Source organism: Halomonas sp. AOP43-A1-21 (genome assembly GCF_052376775.1).
Taxonomy (GTDB): Bacteria; Pseudomonadota; Gammaproteobacteria; order Pseudomonadales; family Halomonadaceae; genus Vreelandella; species Vreelandella colorata.
This window is the reverse complement of record NZ_JBQSWC010000016.1, coordinates 1-18472: the sequence shown is the minus strand read 5'-3', so window position 1 is coordinate 18472 and position 18472 is coordinate 1. Positions and strand designations below refer to the sequence as shown.

At 54.6% G+C, this 18472-nt stretch carries 19 protein-coding genes; 12 read left to right on the top strand and 7 right to left on the bottom strand.

Annotation, left to right across the window (positions count from 1 at the left end; all coding sequences use genetic code 11):
- The first annotated feature begins 178 nt into the window (after positions 1–178).
- Positions 179–1387 carry an amino acid deaminase gene (locus ACT3R7_RS10405; protein WP_496199033.1) on the top strand — a complete coding sequence of 403 codons (1209 nt, stop codon included), beginning with the start codon at positions 179–181 and terminating at the stop codon, positions 1385–1387.
- Here ACT3R7_RS10405 and kduD read toward each other — a convergent pair.
- The 5 genes from kduD to ACT3R7_RS10380 all read right to left on the bottom strand — a co-directional run bounded on the left by kduD (position 1384) and on the right by ACT3R7_RS10380 (position 5929).
- Positions 1384–2136, bottom strand: coding sequence for a 2-dehydro-3-deoxy-D-gluconate 5-dehydrogenase KduD (kduD, locus tag ACT3R7_RS10400; protein WP_441675784.1), 753 nt, complete (start codon positions 2134–2136; stop codon positions 1384–1386). The genes ACT3R7_RS10405 and kduD overlap by 4 nt on opposite strands.
- Positions 2137–2202: 66 nt before the next feature.
- Positions 2203–2892 carry an HAD family hydrolase gene (locus ACT3R7_RS10395; protein ID WP_441675782.1) on the bottom strand — a complete coding sequence of 230 codons (690 nt, stop codon included), beginning with the start codon at positions 2890–2892 and terminating at the stop codon, positions 2203–2205.
- Complete coding sequence (locus ACT3R7_RS10390) at positions 2885–3862, bottom strand: 2-hydroxyacid dehydrogenase (protein WP_496199032.1); 978 nt, start codon at positions 3860–3862, stop codon at positions 2885–2887. Before ACT3R7_RS10390 ends, ACT3R7_RS10395 begins: the two co-directional genes overlap by 8 nt.
- Before the next feature lie 50 nt (positions 3863–3912).
- Positions 3913–4881, bottom strand: a complete 969-nt coding sequence (locus ACT3R7_RS10385) for a sugar kinase (protein ID WP_441675778.1) — start codon at positions 4879–4881, stop codon at positions 3913–3915.
- A gap of 16 nt (positions 4882–4897) precedes the next feature.
- Entirely contained in the window at positions 4898–5929 is a 1032-nt protein-coding gene (locus tag ACT3R7_RS10380; protein WP_496199031.1) for a LacI family DNA-binding transcriptional regulator, read from the bottom strand.
- Positions 5930–6124: 195 nt separating this feature from the next.
- Here ACT3R7_RS10380 and ACT3R7_RS10375 point away from each other — a divergent pair, with 195 nt between their 5' ends.
- The 3 genes from ACT3R7_RS10375 to ACT3R7_RS10365 are packed head-to-tail and all read left to right on the top strand — an operon-like array spanning position 6125 to position 9488.
- A complete protein-coding gene (locus ACT3R7_RS10375; RefSeq protein ID WP_192537049.1) occupies positions 6125–7633 on the top strand; it encodes an amidase in 1509 nt (502 codons plus the stop codon).
- Between the two features lie 44 nt (positions 7634–7677).
- On the top strand, positions 7678–8487 hold the full coding sequence (locus tag ACT3R7_RS10370) for a methyltransferase domain-containing protein (RefSeq protein ID WP_192537050.1): 810 nt from the start codon (positions 7678–7680) through the stop codon (positions 8485–8487).
- On the top strand, positions 8484–9488 hold the full coding sequence (locus tag ACT3R7_RS10365; RefSeq protein WP_192537051.1) for a methyltransferase: 1005 nt from the start codon (positions 8484–8486) through the stop codon (positions 9486–9488). Before ACT3R7_RS10370 ends, ACT3R7_RS10365 begins: the two co-directional genes overlap by 4 nt.
- Positions 9489–9508: 20 nt before the next feature.
- Here the strand turns inward: ACT3R7_RS10365 and ACT3R7_RS10360 are convergent, their stop codons facing one another.
- Positions 9509–10264, bottom strand: a complete 756-nt coding sequence (locus ACT3R7_RS10360) for a FadR/GntR family transcriptional regulator (protein ID WP_192537052.1) — start codon at positions 10262–10264, stop codon at positions 9509–9511.
- A 227-nt stretch (positions 10265–10491) separates the two neighbouring features.
- Here ACT3R7_RS10360 and ACT3R7_RS10355 point away from each other — a divergent pair, with 227 nt between their 5' ends.
- From ACT3R7_RS10355 to ACT3R7_RS10320, 8 genes are all read left to right on the top strand, one after another.
- Positions 10492–11232, top strand: a complete 741-nt coding sequence (locus ACT3R7_RS10355) for an SDR family oxidoreductase (RefSeq protein ID WP_192537053.1) — start codon at positions 10492–10494, stop codon at positions 11230–11232.
- A gap of 22 nt (positions 11233–11254) precedes the next feature.
- Entirely contained in the window at positions 11255–12097 is an 843-nt protein-coding gene (locus ACT3R7_RS10350) for a fumarylacetoacetate hydrolase family protein (protein ID WP_192537054.1), read from the top strand.
- Positions 12098–12319: 222 nt separating this feature from the next.
- Positions 12320–13357 carry a zinc-binding alcohol dehydrogenase family protein gene (locus tag ACT3R7_RS10345; protein ID WP_193090959.1) on the top strand — a complete coding sequence of 346 codons (1038 nt, stop codon included), beginning with the start codon at positions 12320–12322 and terminating at the stop codon, positions 13355–13357.
- The gene (locus tag ACT3R7_RS10340; protein ID WP_441675769.1) at positions 13354–14991 is read left to right on the top strand and encodes a UxaA family hydrolase; all 1638 of its coding nucleotides are present in this window, start codon (positions 13354–13356) and stop codon (positions 14989–14991) included. The genes ACT3R7_RS10345 and ACT3R7_RS10340 overlap by 4 nt, the downstream gene beginning before the upstream one ends.
- Positions 14988–16139, top strand: coding sequence for a mannitol dehydrogenase family protein (locus ACT3R7_RS10335; protein ID WP_441675768.1), 1152 nt, complete (start codon positions 14988–14990; stop codon positions 16137–16139). Before ACT3R7_RS10340 ends, ACT3R7_RS10335 begins: the two co-directional genes overlap by 4 nt.
- Positions 16140–16187: 48 nt before the next feature.
- Positions 16188–17174 (top strand): C4-dicarboxylate TRAP transporter substrate-binding protein, encoded by a 987-nt coding sequence (locus ACT3R7_RS10330; protein ID WP_496199030.1) that lies wholly within the window; start codon positions 16188–16190, stop codon positions 17172–17174.
- 58 nt (positions 17175–17232) lie between these two features.
- Positions 17233–17706 (top strand): TRAP transporter small permease, encoded by a 474-nt coding sequence (locus tag ACT3R7_RS10325; RefSeq protein ID WP_441675765.1) that lies wholly within the window; start codon positions 17233–17235, stop codon positions 17704–17706.
- Positions 17707–17717: 11 nt separating this feature from the next.
- On the top strand, positions 17718–18143 hold the full coding sequence (locus ACT3R7_RS10320; RefSeq protein ID WP_496199029.1) for a TRAP transporter large permease subunit: 426 nt from the start codon (positions 17718–17720) through the stop codon (positions 18141–18143).
- Positions 18144–18288: 145 nt separating this feature from the next.
- Here the strand turns inward: ACT3R7_RS10320 and ACT3R7_RS10315 are convergent.
- Positions 18289–18472 (bottom strand): transposase (locus tag ACT3R7_RS10315; RefSeq protein WP_496199028.1); only part of this gene is annotated, 184 nt, incomplete at its 5' end.

Sequence of the window (18472 nt, the reverse complement as noted above, 5' to 3'; positions counted from 1 at the left end):
CCATGTATTTCTCTTCACAATAGAATAGCCCCGCTGATGAGTTAAATCAGCGGGGCTATTTGCGCACTAATGGCTAGCAATTAGCGAAGTGTAGAGGGTGCTCCAGTGTTCGCAAGAGTTGGCTCGGGCACCTGTTCTGATATGATTAAATGCGCTTAAAACTCCAGGAGATGGGTACATGCAATCAATGGCGTCAGCAGTAGATAAAGGCAGTGTGGAGTTAGGCCCTAACCTGTTGGGGGGCGTCAGTCTGCCTGCCGCCGTGGTGCATGAAGGCCCGCTTCTGCATAACGTGGCGTGGATGCAGCGTTTTGCCGAAGCCCACGGCGCCCGCTTGGCGCCTCATGGTAAAACCACTATGACGCCAGCGCTTTTTCATCGTCAGATTCAGGCGGGGGCATGGGGGATTACCTTGGCGACGGCACCACAGTGCCGCGCAGCTTTTGCTCATGGGATTACCCGGCTATTGATGGCTAACCAGTTGGTGGGGCAGGCGAATATGGCCATTGTCGCTAGCCTGATAGAACAAGGGGCAACGTTTTACTGTGTTGTGGACAGCCAGGAAAACGTACGCCAGCTTGGGCGCTTTTTTGCCCAGCGAGGCCTGATCTTACCGGTTTTGATTGAGGTAGGTGTTCCAGGTGGAAGGTGCGGCTGCCGTACCCAGCAACAGATACTCTCTCTGGCCGAGACTATTGCTGAAGAACCCGCGCTGTCATTGGCGGGGTTGGAAGGCTATGAAGGCGTCGTGCACGGCGCTGATCCAGAAGCCGGTATTCGTGCTTACGCTAAATACCTAGTGGATGTGGCGGTAGAGCTTGAGGCAGCAAAGCGCTTTTCAGAACCTGAGCCCATCGTCACGGCATCGGGTTCTGCCTGGTATGACGTGATTGCAGAAGCTTTTGAAGGAGCGCCGCTTCAAGATCAATTTACAGCCGTATTACGCCCAGGATGTTACGTAGTTCACGACCATGGGCTGTATCGTGAGGCGCAATCCGCCGTGCTTGCCCGTCGGCCTGATTTGCCGGAAGGCCTTGAGCCTGCCCTGGAAGTTTTTGCACAGGTACAGTCGCTTCCTGAGCCGGGGCTTGCCATCATCGCATTAGGCAAGCGCGATATCGGCCATGATCAGTTACCCATTGCCCTGCGTCGCTACAGGGAAGCCGGTACCCCTGAGCAACTGTTGTCGGTGGCTGGTTGGGAAGTGACGAATATCATGGATCAGCACACGTTCGTGAGGCTTCCCAAAGAGGCTCAGGATGTAGAGGTGGGTGATATCGTTGCGTTTGGCGCCTCTCACCCCTGTTTAACGTTCGATAAATGGCGCCAGGTGCTGTTAGTCGATAATGACTTAAACGTTAAAGAGCATTTGACTACCTGCTTCTAGCGCGCAAGCCAACCGCCATCCACGGCTAGCGTGTGGCCATGAACGTAGCGGGCTGCGTCAGAGCACAAAAAGATGACTGCGCCCGCCAAGTCGTCAGGCGTTCCCCAGCGGCCAGCCGGAATACGGCCGAGTATTTCGTCATGCCGTTGGGGGTCGTCGCGCAGCGCTTGGGTGTTATCGGTTGCCATGTATCCAGGGGCGATTGCATTTACGTTGATATCGTGGGCGGCCCACTCGTTGGCCAGCAGACGAGTGAGGCCTAGAAGCCCGCTTTTGCTGGCGGTGTAAGAGGGGACGCGAATGCCGCCTTGGAAAGAGAGCAGTGAGGCGATATTGACAATTTTGCCGGGCGCTTTGCGCTCAATAAGATGCTTGGCAACGTGTTGAGCCAGAAAGAACGCGGCCTTTAAGTTAACGTCTAGCACTGCGTCCCAGTCTTCTTCAGAAAACTCAATGGCCGGTGCCCGGCGGATAATGCCAGCATTGTTGACCAGGATATCCAGCTTGCCTGCTTGTGTGATGGCCTGGCTTACAATCTCGCTTGGCGCATGCTGGCCAAGCTCCGCCTCAACCGCGTAAAAGCGCTGCCCCAGCGCTTCGACCTGGTGCTTTGTATCATCGGCAGGGCGTCGGCTAACACCGACAATATCCGCGCCTGCTTGAGCCAGCGCCAGGGCAATACCTTGCCCCAGGCCTTTATTGCAGCCGGTCACCATGGCGACCTGGCCGTGCAGCGAAAATAGTTTCATCGTCTCGCTCCCTTCAACTGCTGTGTATACCAACAAGGAGGCTGTATCAGCGCCTTACGTGTTGTGCTAACTAGTGACTGGTGTATCAAGGCGGGAAATCACGTCAGGTAGCTCATGAGCATGCTGTATACCAATCGCGCCTTCAGGCGTGGTTTCCTCTTCGGGGAAGTGGTTGATATGGATAACGTGCATGCCCGCCGCCAAGCCTGCTTCTATGCCCACCGCCGCATCGTCGATCACGATACATTGCTCGGGGGCGTAGCCCATTGCTGAGGCTGCCTGAAGGTAAAGTGCAGGGTCGGGCTTCCACACGTTCAGCGTATAAGCGCTAAAGATTTGCTCTCCAAAGTGGGACGTTAAGCGCGTGCTTTCCAGCGCGCAGCGAATCTTGTGCTCTGGCCCGTTGGATACCACTGCCTTGGGGTAGGCGCTTAAGGCTGCCAGTGCCTCAGGAATGCCCACTATCGGCTCAAGCTCTGCGCGCATGCGCGCCTCCATGCGGGCGCGCATTTGAGCCTCCAGTGTTGGAAATTGATCTTCTACCAACACGCCAAAACGCTCTTCAAGCATCTGTACGATGGTGTAAAAGCGAATGCCGCGAAATTCTTCCATGTATTGCCGGGCTGAAAACGGCAAGCCGAACTCAGGCAAGACTTCCCCAAGCACCTCGGCGAGTAAAATTTCGCTGTCAACGAGCGTGCCATCGCAATCAAACAGCAGGCAAAGCGGTGCAGGTGCTGCGAGCGGATTATGCATTAAGCACCGTTTCGTTAACGACATTGATTGGGCGCTCACCTTGAAGCGCTAAACGAATATTATCCACGGCGCGTTGGGCCATTGCCTCGCGGGTTTCATGGGTAGCTGAGGCAATATGCGGTAGCGCGACCACGTTATGCATATGGGGAAGCGGTGATGAGGTGGGAAGGGGTTCCTGCTCGAACACGTCAAGACCGGCCGCTCGAATCGTGTCGTTTTCCAAGGCTTCGATCAGAGCGGCCTCATCAACCACTTTACCGCGTGCGATATTGACGAAAACCGCTGAAGGCTTCATCAACGAGAACTCACGCTTGCCAATCAGCTTTTCCGTTTCCTGAGTGAGGGGCACGGTAATACATACATAATCGGATTCTGCTAAAAGCGTGTCTAGTTCACAGCGTTTTGCGCCCAGCTCTTTTTCAAGCTCAGCCTTCGGTGAGGCGTTTGAGTAGAGAATCGGCATGCCAAAGCCCAGCGCGCCGCGTCGAGCAATCGCCGCACCGATACGGCCAAATCCGACCATGCCGAGCGTTTTGCCGTGTACATCGTTGGCGAATAAATCAGGACCGATACTGGACGTCCATTTGCCTTGTTTGACCACTTCCGCAAGCTCGATCACGCGTCGGCCAGCCGCCATGATAAGCGCAAAGCCAATATCAGCCGTTGTTTCGGTAAGTACATCGGGGGTGTTGCACAGCATGATGCCGCGCTTGGTTAGCTCATCCACGGGGATGCTGTCGTAACCCACAGAGACGGTCGAAATAACTTCAAGCGCGGGCGCGGCGTCCAGCAGCTCGGGGGTGACGGGTAGCCCGGAGCCGATAATGCCATGCGCTTTGGCAAGTACCTCAGCCACACCCGGCTGGGTCAGATCCAGTGAGCCTGAATGCTCAAGTAACGTAAAGTGCTGTGCTAGCTCTTCCTGCTGAGAGTCACTGAGTCGACCCATTACCATGATATTCTTTTTCATTTTGTCTCCTGTTGTGTTGATATTTTTATTAAATAAAACATTAACAGATTCTACTGTTCAAGCTCACGAAGCTTATCCCGGGTTGGCAAGCCTTCCATATCGCCAACGACCTGGATGGCCTGAGCACCTACCAGATTACCGCGATCAAGCGCCTGTTGCGGCGTACGGCCATCCAGCAAAGCGCTAATCACGCCCACCGCAAAGCCATCGCCTGCACCTACCGTATCAACAACTTCAGCGACCGGCTGGCCGGGTGCCAGAAGGCTTTCCAGCGTGCCGTTCAGAGTACCGCGATAATAGCTGCCTTCTGGCCCCAGCTTGATGATAACGGCCTTGGCACCTAGCGCGAGGTAAAAATCGGCAATCGCTTCGGGTGTATCGCAGCCGGTCAAAAGCCGCCCTTCAGAAAGCCCCGGCAGTACCCAATCAGCAAGACTTGCCAGCTCATTCAAGGTATCACGCATGACGGCTTCGCTGGGCCAAAGTGACGGGCGCAAGTTAGGGTCGAAGGAAATACTGGCGCCGCTTTCGCGCGCCTTCTGCATCACGTGGCGGGTTAGTTCCAGGGCACTTTCAGAAAGCGCGGGGGTAATGCCGGTGGCATGCAGATGAGTGAGCGACTGAAAGTCGATGGCAGCGGCGTCTTCCACGCTCAAGTGGCTGGCGGCACTGCCGCGCCTGAAATACTCAACCCGTGGGTCGGCACCGCCCTCGGCACGCTCTTTGAACATCAGTCCGGTGGGGTGGCGCGCATCAAGGTGAATATATCGGTCATCGATACCTTCGGCTTTTAAGGCCTGCTGAATAAAGCGGCCCTGGCTGTCGCTGCCTACCCGGCTCAACCAGCCAACGTGAAAACCCAGGCGTGAGAGGCCAATGGCGACGTTATTGTCAGCGCCTGCCAAGCGGCGATGAAAGCGATCTACGTCAGCCAAGTCGCCTGGTAAATCGGCCACTAACATGGCCATGGCTTCGCCAAAGGTGAGTATCTGTGGGGAGGAGGTTGGTGCATGTGGCATAGCGTTATTCTCTTGTTTAAACGTATTTTGGGTCGTGCTTAGGAGTTGTGCTGCCGCGGACCTGCAAGCGCGGAGCGTGGCGGTGGCGTGTGGGCGATGTCTGCGCTAGGCCATTAAGCTGGTTGAGCAAACAGCTGACCGCCGCCTGGCCGATATCATTAGTAGGCTGGGCCAGTGTAGTGATGCCGGGGGTTATCAGCTCACACCACGCCAGCTCATCAATGCCCATTAAACCGGTCGGGCCTATGGCGATACCCAGCTTTTGAAAACTGCGCGTCATGGCGAGAGTAACGCTGCCGTTAGCACACAGCACGGCTCCCGGGGCTGAAGCAGAACGCCTGGCAAATGCGTTTAACGTTTGTGTGTGATCCACGGCATTGTTCAGTATCAACGTCTGGCCGTTTATACCTAAAGTTGCTGTCTGTTGAGTAAAGCGCTGCAGCCGCTCTTGGCGGGCGCTGGCGTAATCAGGTGACTCACTGGCGTAGAGAATCGATCGATACCCCTGCTCCACCAAATGCTCCAGCGCCATATCAATGGCCAAGGCGTTATCAAGCCCAATCACCGCGGCGTCTAGCTGGTGAATATCTCGGTCAAGCAGTACCAGTGGCACCCCGCTGCGCATTATTGCCTGTAGCTGTGCTTCAGGCTGCCCGGAAGCATTAATAATCAAGCCCTCTACCTGATAGGCCGACAGCAGGCGTAAATGCTGCTGTTCCAGCTCGGGGTCGTTATCAGTATTGCAGACGATCAACGAATAGCCGCTTGCGCGGGCAGCCTGTTCCACGCCGTGAACAACGGCCACTGAAAAAGGGTTACGGATGTCGGCTACCAGCATTCCCAATAAGCGTGAACCACCGCCTTTAAGGCCCCGTGCCATTAAGTTGGGCTGATAACCCAAGGTATTAGCGGCTTCGGCAATGCGCGTTTGAAGCTTGGGCGTTAGCCGCTCGCGCTCTGGGCCAAAAAAACGCGATACGCTGGTTTTAGAAGTGCCCGCCAATTTGGCTACTTCAATAAGCGTGGTGCGAGATGAGGTAACGGGCATGGGGAAATCCGTTGAGTAATCTGTTTAACAATCAAAATGGGAACGTTCCCAATCTGTTTTCCAACATAGTGAGTTTTGAATTTAAAGGCAATACGCCTTAAGGCTCAGTGAGAAAGAGCAGAAAAAATGAGAGCGTTAAGAAAAATTAATTAAAGCCCTCTGCTAGGCTGGGGAAAAGCATAATAGGCGCACGCAATGCAGCTACATGAGTACCAGCAGTACGATGCCACTGGCTTGGCCGAGCTGATCCGCCGTCGTGAGGTGAGTCGGGAAAACGTTTTAGAGGCTGCCTTTACCGCCATTGAAACGCTGAATCCTATTCTGCATGCAGTCGTCAGAACGCGTTTTGAGAAAGCCCTGAAGGAAAGCAGGGACGTCTCCGATGACGCGCTCTTTAGCGGCGTGCCCACCTTGAGTAAAGACCTGTTGATGGGGCTGGCCGGAGAGCCATTGGCTTTCGGCAGTGCCGCGCTATCGCAGTGGTGTCCCAAAGAGGACGCTTTGCTTATCCAGCGCTCAAGAGCCGCAGGCCTGGTAATCGTTGGGCAAACGGCGACACCTGAATTGGGGTTGATGGGAATAACCGAACCTAAGGCCTTTCCGCACCCGGTTAACCCCTGGCGAGCAGGGTATTCGCCCGGCGGTTCAAGCGGTGGTGCCGCTGTCGCCGTGGCTAGCGGAATAGTACCTCTGGCGTTAGCCGGAGACGGCGGTGGTTCGATCCGTATCCCTGCTAGCTATTGCGGGCTATTTGGGTTTAAGCCTACTCGTGGCCGGGTGCCCCTTGCTCCTGGCCATAGTGAAGTATGGCAAGGCGCGGTTATTGAGCATGCAGTGACCCGCAGCGTGCGCGATAGCGCGGCACTATTGGAGCAGGTGAACGGCTTGGCGCCTTCTGGTCCTTACCCGGTGCCCCGTGAAACGGGTTATGTGGCGGCGCTGGCTGCTCCGCCTAAACGGTTACGTATTGCCGTGTCGCTTGGTGATCCCTTAAGCCGTGGTTTGGGCACGCAGTTGAATCCGGAGATCAACGCAGCGGTTGATAAAGCGGCCGCCGCGTTAACGGACATGGGCCATGAGGTGGAGTGGTGCGACCCGCCTGTAGATGGAGAAGCTTTGGCGGATAGCTACCTGACGCTTTACCTTGGCCATTTAGCGGCGGACCTTCGCTGGATTAGCCAACAGACTGGCGTGCCGGTTCGACGCTTGGCGATCGAGCCTGCCACACGCGCTATCGGCCGGTTGGGCGGCAAACTTTTGGCGCAGGATTACGAGCTGGCCAAACGCTATTGGCACGTGGCCGCTGAACAGATGAGCCATTTTCATCAACGCTTTGACGCGCTGGTGATGCCGGTAACCGCCGATGCCGCGCCTAAAATTGGCGAACTTTATCCATCAGCGGCACGTGAACGCTTAATGTCTGTGTTGGCGGTTCCAGGGGCATCGTCGCTGGCGTTAAAGGCAGGCTTATTAAAACGATTGGCAGTGGATGCACTTGGCCGCACACCGTTCACGCAATTAGCCAATTTGACGGGCCAGCCCGCCATGTCCGTGCCTTTGCATACTGCCGCCAACGGGCTGCCGGTGGGCGTGCAAATAGTCGGGCGGTTTGGTGAAGATAAACAGCTCTTACAGCTAGCCGCTGCCTTAGAGCTGCAAGATGTCTGGCAGCACCAATTACCACGGCAAGCGTTCCGCTCTTAGTCAGGTTAAACTACGCGGCTTCAATACGCCGCCTGGCCTTATGCATGCATCCAACCTATGAATTAACCGACGCAGGGGACCGCTACTTCGACGGTCTGGTCGACAAATTTTCACGCTCGCTCTATCAGGCGCCCCGCGGCGAGCTGCGCTTGGCGATGCTGGATTATCTATTGCCGCAAATGCTTGAGCTAACCCAGCAGCCGGTGCTGGATATCGGCGGCGGGTTAGGCCAGCAGGCTGCCTGGTTTGCCGAACGCCAGCACCCGGTCACCATGGCGGAGCCTTCTCTGGATATGCTCACCTATGCCAGGCACTGGCACAGTGAAGCTAAGCGGTTGCCTTGCGAGGCGATGGCCTACGTGCACGCCCCGCTACAGGATTTAGGCCAGCAAGCGCCGGGGCCCTGGCCTTTGATTACCTGCCACGCGGTGCTTGAATGGCTGGGCGACCCGCGCTCAGCGATAGCTCACTTGGCCAGCCTGCTTGCGCTCGGTGGCCAGTTAAGCCTGATGGTATTCAATCGCGATGCGCTGCGCTTCTCCAATGCAGTGAAGGGCAATCTGGAAAAGGCGTTAAGTGATCGCCTGGAAGGCAAGGGCAAGCGACAGCGCTTAACGCCTATTTCGCCGGTAACCCACGCTGAGGTAGTTGAGTGGGGAGCGGAAAACAGTCTTGAAGTGGCAAGCGTCGCGGGCATCCGCGTGTTTCAGGATTACCTGCGCCAGCCACCCGCCAGCGACAAAGAGCGTGAAACGCTGCTGGCGCTTGAAAAAAAGCACTGCCAACAAGACCCGCACTGGCGGCTGGGTCGTTATTTACTTTATACGTTGATCAAGCCGGAGACTTCCCAATGAGTGCTCAAACTCCTGCCTGCCAACTGCTGGAACGCCAGCAGGATGACTACACGGCACTGATGGTCGTAGCGCCACCGGCTGATGCCTGGTTAATCGCGCAATCCTCAGGCGTTATCAGCGGTGATCTTGGTGTGCTAAGCGAGTGGCAAGCGGTAGGCAAACAGGCCTATAGCCCTTTCGCGCTGCCTGAAAATGCCGTTACCCACGGCGAGATAGTCTTGTTCTGGCCCAAGGCGCATCAACTAGGCATTTGGTGGCTTGAGTGGCTATGCAGCGTTTTGCCGGCGGGTACGGCTATTGAGATTGTCGGCGAGCATAGTGGCGGCGTGAAACGCGTGCCGAAAGTACTCGCAGAGCGGGGGATGATCTGTGACAAGCGCGATAATGCGCGGCGCTGTTCGCTGTTTGCCACACGCACCGTCGCACTTGAGAACACTCTGCAAGACGCCTGGCAGCGCTTTGAGGCATTGGGCTTAACGCTTGTCAGCCACCCTGGCGTCTTTGGGCATGGCAAGGTAGATGAAGGCACGCTGCTGCTATTGGAATGCCTGGAAAAAGAGCTGCCCAAAACGCCTCAGCGTGTTCTTGATATGGGCTGTGGCGATGGCATTATCAGCGCCTGGCTTGCCAAGCGGGGCCACGCGGTAACCGCGGTGGATGTCAGCGCCTTTGCCGTTGAGGCGACGCGCCGCACGCTGGAGGCCAATCAGGTCGATGGGCACGTTTTGCAAAGCGATGTGTATAGCGCGCTGGAAAGCCAGACCTTTGATTTTATTATCAGCAACCCGCCGTTTCACCAGGAGCGAGATGTTAGCTACGGGCCTAGTCAACGCCTGATTCGCCAGGCACCGGAGCATCTTGCCAACCGTGGGCGGTTGGTCATTGTGGCGAATGTGTTTTTGCCTTATCCAGATGTTCTGACGGACGCCTTTGGAAGCTTTGGAGCACTTGCCGATAACCGGCGTTTCCGGGTTTATGGGGCAAGTAAATCAGGCCGTTAATGCTTATTTTTAATCGAGCATTACTCGGCAAAGAAAACATTTAGAACATGGTCTAAATGGGCTTCCATTGCATGGCGAGCAGCGGCCGGATCACGATTTTCAATCGCGTTAACGATTTGCTCGTGATCGCCCTGGGAGCGCTTTGGCATATCCGTTTCCATGTATAGATCCTGAAGACGACGGAACATAGCGCCATACTGGTGACCAAGCAGATGCTTGATGATAAGCGCGTAAGCGGCATTGTTTGATGCTTCTGCTATACGGATATGCAGTAACCGGTCTCCCGCACAGTTACGTCTACCGTTGGCGTTATCAAAGAAATTGCGCTCAAGGGCTAGTCGGATTGACTTTATCTCGTCATCGGTCGCATTCATAGCCGCTAACGCCGCAATTTCCGGCTCTAGATAACGGCGTGTCTGAAGAAGAGAAAACGGAGGGATTTCTTCGTCTAGGTTAAGCTCGATTTCACTCTCGAATTCTGGATCCAGTGCCCACGGCTCTGTACGTGCCGCTGCACGCATCACCGGCTCCAAAGGCACTGATTGGGACTCAAGTACAACGACACCGTGCCCGACGCGCACGGCAACCTGACCAACCACTTCCAAAGCAATCAAGGCTTCTCTTACTGACGCCCGGCTGACGCCAAGGGATTGTGCAAGCTCGCGCTCGGGTGGAAGAAGGGTTCCAGGGGGGAACTCTCCATTATTGATCAACTGCTGCAACTGGTCAGCGATCTGGCGATAAAGTCGTTGTGAGCGGATGGCTTGAATGGGCATTCTTGGTCGTTCCTATCCGTATCTTTAATATTCTCGATCAATATTCATTGCGACTAAAGTTCATCCCAAAAAGTCCATGATTGGCCTTTTTGAGGATTGCCAGGATCAATATCTCTCGCTCATACTCGATTCATTGGTCAGGCCATTGTATATCTGGACGACCTGACCCTAAGTATGTTCCCACGATTTCCAGAGGCGTGCCATCGCTATTAGGGAAGTGACATCGCATGAGACTTAAAAATAAAACTGCATTAATCACCGCCGCCGCGAACGGCATTGGGCGTGCAAGCGTCGAGCGATTTGTTGCCGAAGGCGCACGTGTATTCGCCACCGATATTGATATTTCTACCTTGCAAGATATGCCGGGCGTTGAAGCCTATTGCCTGGATGTAACGGATAGTCAGGCAATCAACGAATTGGCCGCTACGCTGCCAGACTTGGACATACTGTTTAACTGTGCGGGGATGGTGCCGGGTGGCACGGTACTTGAGTGCGACGAGGCGACCTGGCAGCGGTCAATGGATCTGAACGTCACTTCCATGTTTTATACGCTCCAGGCTTTTTTACCCGGCATGTTATCAAACGGCGGGGGCAGCATTATCAATATGGCGTCTCTGGCATCAAGCGTTAAAGGCGTTGCCAACCGCTGTGCTTACGGGGCCTCCAAAGCGGCGGTTATCGGTCTTACCAAGTCGGTAGCCGCCGACTTTATGACCCAGGGTGTTCGCTGCAATGCCATTTGCCCAGGTACCGTCGAGTCTCCCTCGTTGAAACAGCGTATTGCAGAGCAGGCTGGTCGAGAAGGGCGCAGCGAAGCTGACGTGCTGGCATCTTTTATTGCGCGTCAACCGATGGGCAGGCTAGGGCGGGTAGAGGAAGTGGCGGCATTGGCCGCCTTTCTGGCCAGCGATGAATCACAGTTCATTACGGGTACCGCACAGTTGATTGATGGCGGCTGGGCTAACTGATTACTTTAGGAGGTATAACAATATGAAACTATTACGTTTTGGACAGCCGGGTCAGGAAAAGCCAGGCATTGTGGATAGCCAGGGAAAGGTACGCGATCTCTCCTCTATCGTTGATGATATCGCGGGCGACGTATTGAGCGACAGCCAGTTGCAGCAGCTACGCGATATGGATTTAACAACGTTGCCGGAAGTAGCTGATGATGTTCGCTTGGGCCCCTGTGTGGCTCGCGTAGGCAAGTTTATCTGCATTGGCCTCAACTACTCGGATCACGCCGCTGAAACCGGTGCTGAAGTGCCGCCTGAGCCGGTCATTTTCAATAAATGGACCAGCGCTATCTGCGGGCCTAACGATGATGTGGAAATTCCCCGCGGCTCGGAAAAGACCGACTGGGAAGTAGAACTTGGTGTCATCATCGGCAAGGGCGGTCGTTACATCGACGAGGCCGACGCCATGTCTCATGTGGCGGGCTACTGTGTTGTGAATGATGTCTCTGAGCGCGCGTTCCAGCTTGAGCGCAGCGGCACTTGGGATAAAGGCAAAGGCTGCGATACGTTTGGCCCGTTAGGCCCTTGGCTGGTAACCCGTGACGAAGTGGCGGACCCGCACCAATTGGGCATGTGGCTTGAAGTGGATGGCAAGCGTTATCAGGATGGCAGCACCCAGACCATGGTGTACCAAGTGCCTTTTTTAATCAGTTACCTAAGCCGCTTTATGAGCCTGCAGCCGGGCGACGTCATTTCAACCGGCACACCTCCCGGTGTCGGCATGGGCCAGCAGCCCCAAGTATATCTACGGGACGGCCAGCGCATGCGTTTAGGCATTGATGGCTTGGGCGAGCAGACCCAGCGCGTAGTTCAGGCATAGAAAATTTAGATAGAAGAAATATAGATAATAGAAATATAGATAGTAGAAATATAAACCGTAAGAAAATAGGTATTGGCGGCTCTATTCGCCGCTAATACCTCATTTACCGAGAGCGGCAGGCCTTGAAGGGATTTTTACACCTCCAAAGGACTGACCAATAGACCAAAGCACCTGTCAGGCTGGTTCGATAGTGGCCTGTGCTTGGCGGAAAGGAGCACATTAATGCAAGCGCTTGTTTGTTCAAAGCCGCATCACCTTGAACTGCGTCACTACGCTAAGCCTGAGTGCCCGGCAGGGCATGCCCTGGTACGCATTCGGCGCATTGGCATCTGCGGCACGGATATCCATGCCTATGGAGGCAATCAGCCCTATTTTGAATATCCACGCGTGCTTGGTCATGAACTCGCAGGAGAGGTCGTTGAGGTGGCGGATAGCCCAGCTCAGCATCTGCTGGGCAAGCAGGTCTACGTTATTCCTTATTTACATTGCGGCGAGTGCCGTGCCTGCCAGCAGGGCAAGACAAACTGCTGCCAGAGTATGCAGGTCATTGGGGTGCATAAAGATGGTGGAATGGCGGAGTACTTGGCTGTTCCCACTACGCACCTGGTGGTTTCCGAAACCCTCTCTATCGATCAGCTTGCGTTGGTAGAGTGCATGGCGATTGGCGCCCATGCGGTAAGACGTAGCGCGCTGCAAGCGGGTGAGCTTGCGGTGATTGTCGGGGCAGGCCCGATTGGCATGGGTGTTCTTCAGGTAGCGAAAAGCCGAGGCGCACGCACATTGATGGTGGACACCAATGCCTCGCGATTAGCGTTTTGCCGTGATGTGCTGAGGGCCGATGCTGTCGCGAACCCACAAGATGTTGAGGTGGCGGCCCTGATCAGCACACTAAATGATGGAGCGTTAGCGGATGTGGTGTTCGATGCCACCGGTAATCCCCGCGCCATGCAGGCGGGGTTTGATCTTGCAGGCCATGGTGGGCGCTATGTGTTGGTTAGCGTAGTGAAAGCTGATATTACCTTTAACGATCCTGACTTCCATAAAAAAGAACTGACGCTGATGGGTAGCCGCAATGCCACGCGTGAAGACTTTGATTGCGTGGTGTCACTAATGGAGAGTGGTGCTATCAACGCCGATGCGATGATTACTCACCGGGCGGCGCTTGCCGATGTTCCTTTAAAAATGCCTCAGTGGTGTGACCCCGCCAATCAGGTCATCAAGGCGATGATTTCCATCGATACTGAGGAAGCGCATCCGTGAGTGATCTGATTACAACTCAAACGCCCCATCTCACGCTGCGTGTTCACGCACTGGATAATGTTCGAGTTGCTTTGACCGACTTGCCAGCAGGCGCAGTGATCGAGGATCAAGGCGTTAACATCACGCTGCCTGGCTTCGTTCGCCACAAGCATAAGTTTGCGCTAAGCGATATGGCGGTTGGCGATGTTGTCACCATGTACGGCGTAAGGGTGGGTAAAGCAACACAGCCTATTGCGGCGGGTGGCGCTATTACGACCGAAAACGTGGTGCATGCAACGGACGAACTATCCACGGAGACTAGGCAAAAAGCTTGGCAGCCACCTGAGGTAACTGCGTTCGAGAAGACGACATTTGCTGGCTACCATCGCCCGGATGGCAAGGTAGGAACGGCCAACGTTTGGCTAGTGGTGCCTTTGGTTTTTTGTGAAAACCGCAATATCGAAGTATTGCGCCAGTGTGTCGCCGATGCCTTGGGCGATGACCCCTTTTATGATTATAAGCGCATGGCCAGACAGCTGTTACATGGGCAAGACATTGCCGAGTCAGCGGCTCCTGCGGGGGAGCGTCTGTTTCCTAATGTTGATGGCGTGCGCTTTCTGGTTCATCAGCAAGGCTGCGGTGGCACAGACGGCGATGCTGACGCGCTATGTGAACTGCTCGCAGGCTACATCTGTCATCCCAATGTTGCTGGCGCAACGGTGCTTAGCCTGGGCTGCCAGAAAGCACAGATCACTATGTTGCAAGAAGCCATTGCAAACCGTGACCCAAGCGGCCACAAGCCAGTCAGCTATTTCGAACAGCAGCGGTCTGAAAGCGAAGAGGTGCTGATTCGCGACGCATTGACAGCGATTTTTGATGGTCTCAAGCAGGCCAATCAAGTGACTCGGCAGCCAGCGCCGCTTTCTGAACTTACCCTGGGCGTTGAATGTGGCGGCTCAGACGGCTTTTCCGGGCTTTCCGCAAACCCCGTGGTAGGTGCCGCTGTGGATCGCCTGGTGGCACTGGGCGGTAGCGGTATTCTAAGTGAGTTCCCCGAGCTGTGTGGTGTGGAGCACGAGCTGTTGGCGCGCTGTCGTAACCCGCAGGTGGCTGAACGCTTTACCGCATTAATGGCTGCTTATCAGCGTCATGCCCACGCGGTGGGCGCTGACTTCTCCATGAACCCCTCACCTGGCAATGTGCGTGATGGCCTGATTACCGATGCCATGAAGTCAGCGGGCGCTGCCAAAAAAGGAGGAGACAGTCCCGTGGTTGATGTGCTCGATTACACCGAGCCGATGACGCGTAAGGGGCTTAACCTGCTATGTACGCCGGGTAACGACGTAGAGTCGACTACCGGCCTGGTGGGGTCAGGCGCTAACCTGGTGCTATTTACCACAGGTCTAGGGACGCCAACCGGCAACCCTGTGGCGCCTGTGATTAAGATTTCAAGCAATAGCGAACTCGCAAGCCGCATGAGCGATGTGATCGACTTCGATGCTGGGCCGGTTATCCGCGGTGAAGCGAGCATTGCCCAATTGGCCGATGAATTGCTAACGCTCTGTATTGAAACCGCGTCTGGACGTTATATATCGAAGGCTGCACGTCTTGCACAGTTGGACTTTATTCCCTGGAAGAGGGGGGTGTCATTGTGAGGCAGCCTCTCTCCCAGGCGAGCATTGTTCAGTTCGGTACTAGTCGGTTTTTACTCGGCCACGTCGCTGCCTTTGCAAGCTCCGCTATCGCGGAGGAAGAAAGCCGTGAAGCAGTGCTTGTGGTGCAGACGTCCGCGCGCCCTGAAGGCAAAGCCAAGGCAAATGCGCTAGCTCATCAGGATAGCTATCCGCTGCATATTAAGGGTTTGCGTAATGGTGTACCCATTGAGGAGCACCTTTCCGTTAGCAGTGTCGCTGGCTGCCTTGTGGCACAAGACGACTGGGAGGCATTAGAACGTCACTTTATTCAGACGGCTCGCTGGGTGATTTCCAATACGGGTGATAGCGGTTACGACGTGGCCGGGGATACTAGTCTTTCCGCTGTTCCCGCAAGCTTTCCAGGCAAGTTGACTAAGCTGCTTTATGCACGTTTCAAGGCTCAGCGGCCAGGTCTTACGCTGCTGCCCTGCGAATTGATCGGCAGCAACGGTCAAGTGCTCAAAGAGATTGTTTCCAGTCTGGCGCGAAAGGACTACCAAGATGCTCATTTCAGTACTTGGCTGGATGTCGAATGCTGCTGGGTCAATACGCTGGTAGATCGGATCGTCTCGGCACCGCTTGAGCCGGTTGGCGCCGTTGCTGAGCCTTATGCGCTCTGGGCTGTTCAGCAAGCCCCATGCCTGATTATGCCTTTTGAGCATCCTGCCATTGAGGTCGTGAGTTCATTACAGCCTTATGAGTTACGCAAGCTTCACATCCTTAATCTGGCGCATACGTATCTGGTTGATCAGTGGCTCACGCTTGATTTGACCGATTCCATTACCTACGTAAGAGAGGCCATGCAAGAGCCAAAACTGCGTAACGCGCTCAGTGAGGTGATGGAGACAGAGGTATTGCCTGTCTTGGCTCTTGAATTACCGAATATGGATTTAAACGTCTACTGGCAGAGCACGCTGGAACGTTTTGATAACCCTTTTTTAGATCATCGTCTAAAAGATATTGCCCAGTATCACAATGACAAGCTGAGCCGCCGCATACAGCCAGTGGTAGTTATGGCGAAAAATTACGCGATACCGACACCAAAGCTGAGCGATGCGCTTAAGCGAAAAAACATATCGAACATTAACGATAAAACAACACTGCTTTAAAGCAGACACCACGCCTACGGTTAAACACAAGAAGAAGAGGAGTGCTTAATGCGCCTGAATAAACTGTCTATCGCTATTACGCTTGCAACTGTTACAACGCTTGGCGTTGCTACGACTGCTCACGCCAGCACTGAGATCCGCGTTGCGTACGGCAACCAGCCCGGCGAGCCGGTGGATGTAGCCGTCAAGCAGTGGGCCGAATGGGTGAGTGAGGCGAGCAATGGTGAGCTGGAACTTAAAGCGTTTCCTGCCAGCCAGCTGGGTTCGGAAACGGAGGTAATGGAACAGGCACGCTTTGGTGCGCCGATTATCTCGATTACTGCTTACAGTAATTTTCTCGATTCAGTGCCCGACCTTGCGGTACTGGATGCACCCTATCTGAGTGAAGATTTTGAGTCGAAGCTCAAGATTTTTGACTCGGAATGGTTTGCTGAGCAAATGGCAAAGGTGGATGAGTCTGGCTACCACATCGTCATCCCAAATGCGGTATATGGTGCACGCCACCTGCTATCACGCGAGCCAGTTAGTAGTCCTGCTGATCTTGATGGTATACGTATCCGCGTTCAAAACTCGCAAATGTATGTGGAAGCCATACGTGCCATGGGGGCAACACCCACGCCGATGTCGCTGGGTGACGTTTATCCTGCGCTGGCGCAGGGGATAGTCGACGGCGTTGAAAATCCTGCAGCGGTACTTTACGGGGGCAAGTTCCACAAGGTGGTGAAACATCTTAGCTTGACGTCTCATATGCATACCGTGGCGCCTTTCGTTACCGGAAAGTCTTTTTGGGACCAGCTCAGTGAAGAGCAGCAGCAAATTATGACGGATACCGGCCAGCAGATGGCAGAGTATCTCTCTGAGCTGGTAGCGGATAACAGCGAACAGGCACTAGAGAGTTTACGTAGTGAAGGCGTTGAGATTCATGAAGTTGATATCGCGCCTTTCCGCGAGCGGGCTGCACAGCAGATTCCATCCGCGTTTCCTCAATGGAGCGAGGGTCTGTACGACAAGGTTTACGAAATCATTAACGGCTGATCATCCTGTGATCGCATGGTTCCCCGGTTAGCCGGGGAGCCAAGTTGAGGTGTCTGATATGCAGCGTATCTTCACGTGGCTAGACCGATTCATGCGTCTTGATGAAGTCATCGCGACCGCCGCCATTTTTGCGCTTTTCCTGGTGGCGATTAGCAATATATTCATGCGCTATTTATTTAACAGCCCCCTGGCCTGGACGGAAGAGATTCTTCAAATGCTTTTAGTGTGGGCCGCATTTCTGGGCGCTAGCGCCCTGGTGCGCCGCAGGGAGCATGTGTTCATTAGTTTTGTGACCGATAAGCTCCCACCACGATTGGCGCATTGGAACGAGCAAATATTCAGTGTGGGCATCATCTTGGTGAGTGCCGCGGTAATGCTTTATTGGGGGACCCAGCTACTCAGCTTTTCAGCGTATCGCAGTACACCAATGCTGCAAATTCCTTATTACTGGATTCATGTGGCGATCCCCGTTAGTGCAGTGATAATGATTTATCACTGTGTCGTGCGGCTGGTTCGGCAACATTCATCTTAGGAGCTAACCACATGGCTGTCAGTATTGCGCTTGGCGCACTGTTTTTACTGTTTCTGTTAGGTACCCCCGTCGCATTTGCACTGTTTTTTTCGACGTTTCTCTATTTCATCGTAGGGGCTGACCAACCCATGATGCTGCTTATTCAGCGTCTGGCCGGTGGTCTGGAGTCGGTTTCTTTACTCGCCATTCCATTTTTCATTATGGCGGGTGTTTTCATGAACTATTCAGGCATAACCGACCGGTTGCTGAAGCTTGCTGAACTGCTGACTCGTCGTATGCATGGTGGATTAGCACAAGCCAATGTGTTGCTTAGTACTTTTATGGGGGGGCTGTCAGGCTCTAATATTGCCGACGCAGCCATGAATGCCAAACTTTTGGTGCCCAGCATGACGGCTAAAGGTTATCCCGTACCTTTTTCTAGCCTGGATTTCTCATAGTACCTCAGCCAGTACCGCACTCAGGCTGTAACACCGCTAAACACCTACTGGCTCGACTTACATCGGCTATTTTTTAACCACTTTCCGTCCTTCAGACACACTTCCCCCTTTCCCCCATTGCGTCGGGCCGGGGGCGCCCGAGCAGTCAGTTCGGCACCAACCGCCTGACCAGATCGGATAGCGCCGTTTTATAGGGGTAGCTGTCACTCATCAACACCCGGATGCGGCGCGTATTGCGGAGGATGACCGCGCCTACTTTGATGAGCTTGAGCCTCAGGTTGCTTGGACTCATGCGCGCGAAGGGCGTGTGCTTCAGGTAAGTCCGTAAC

Excerpts from the sequence above, each read along its gene's own strand:
- ACT3R7_RS10365 (WP_192537051.1), top strand. The coding sequence starts at position 8,484 with ATGAGTGCTCAAACTCCTGCCTGCCAACTGCTGGAACGCCAGCAGGAT.
- kduD (WP_441675784.1), bottom strand. The coding sequence starts at position 2,136 with ATGAAACTATTTTCGCTGCACGGCCAGGTCGCCATGGTGACCGGCTGC.
- ACT3R7_RS10390 (WP_496199032.1), bottom strand. The coding sequence starts at position 3,862 with ATGAAAAAGAATATCATGGTAATGGGTCGACTCAGTGACTCTCAGCAG.
- ACT3R7_RS10375 (WP_192537049.1), top strand. The coding sequence starts at position 6,125 with ATGCAGCTACATGAGTACCAGCAGTACGATGCCACTGGCTTGGCCGAG.
- ACT3R7_RS10370 (WP_192537050.1), top strand. The coding sequence starts at position 7,678 with ATGCATCCAACCTATGAATTAACCGACGCAGGGGACCGCTACTTCGAC.
- ACT3R7_RS10380 (WP_496199031.1), bottom strand. The coding sequence starts at position 5,929 with ATGCCCGTTACCTCATCTCGCACCACGCTTATTGAAGTAGCCAAATTG.
- ACT3R7_RS10330 (WP_496199030.1), top strand. The coding sequence starts at position 16,188 with ATGCGCCTGAATAAACTGTCTATCGCTATTACGCTTGCAACTGTTACA.
- ACT3R7_RS10405 (WP_496199033.1), top strand. The coding sequence starts at position 179 with ATGCAATCAATGGCGTCAGCAGTAGATAAAGGCAGTGTGGAGTTAGGC.
- ACT3R7_RS10350 (WP_192537054.1), top strand. The coding sequence starts at position 11,255 with ATGAAACTATTACGTTTTGGACAGCCGGGTCAGGAAAAGCCAGGCATT.
- ACT3R7_RS10360 (WP_192537052.1), bottom strand. The coding sequence starts at position 10,264 with ATGCCCATTCAAGCCATCCGCTCACAACGACTTTATCGCCAGATCGCT.
- ACT3R7_RS10385 (WP_441675778.1), bottom strand. The coding sequence starts at position 4,881 with ATGCCACATGCACCAACCTCCTCCCCACAGATACTCACCTTTGGCGAA.
- ACT3R7_RS10395 (WP_441675782.1), bottom strand. The coding sequence starts at position 2,892 with ATGCATAATCCGCTCGCAGCACCTGCACCGCTTTGCCTGCTGTTTGAT.
- ACT3R7_RS10320 (WP_496199029.1), top strand. The coding sequence starts at position 17,718 with ATGGCTGTCAGTATTGCGCTTGGCGCACTGTTTTTACTGTTTCTGTTA.
- ACT3R7_RS10355 (WP_192537053.1), top strand. The coding sequence starts at position 10,492 with ATGAGACTTAAAAATAAAACTGCATTAATCACCGCCGCCGCGAACGGC.
- ACT3R7_RS10325 (WP_441675765.1), top strand. The coding sequence starts at position 17,233 with ATGCAGCGTATCTTCACGTGGCTAGACCGATTCATGCGTCTTGATGAA.
- ACT3R7_RS10345 (WP_193090959.1), top strand. The coding sequence starts at position 12,320 with ATGCAAGCGCTTGTTTGTTCAAAGCCGCATCACCTTGAACTGCGTCAC.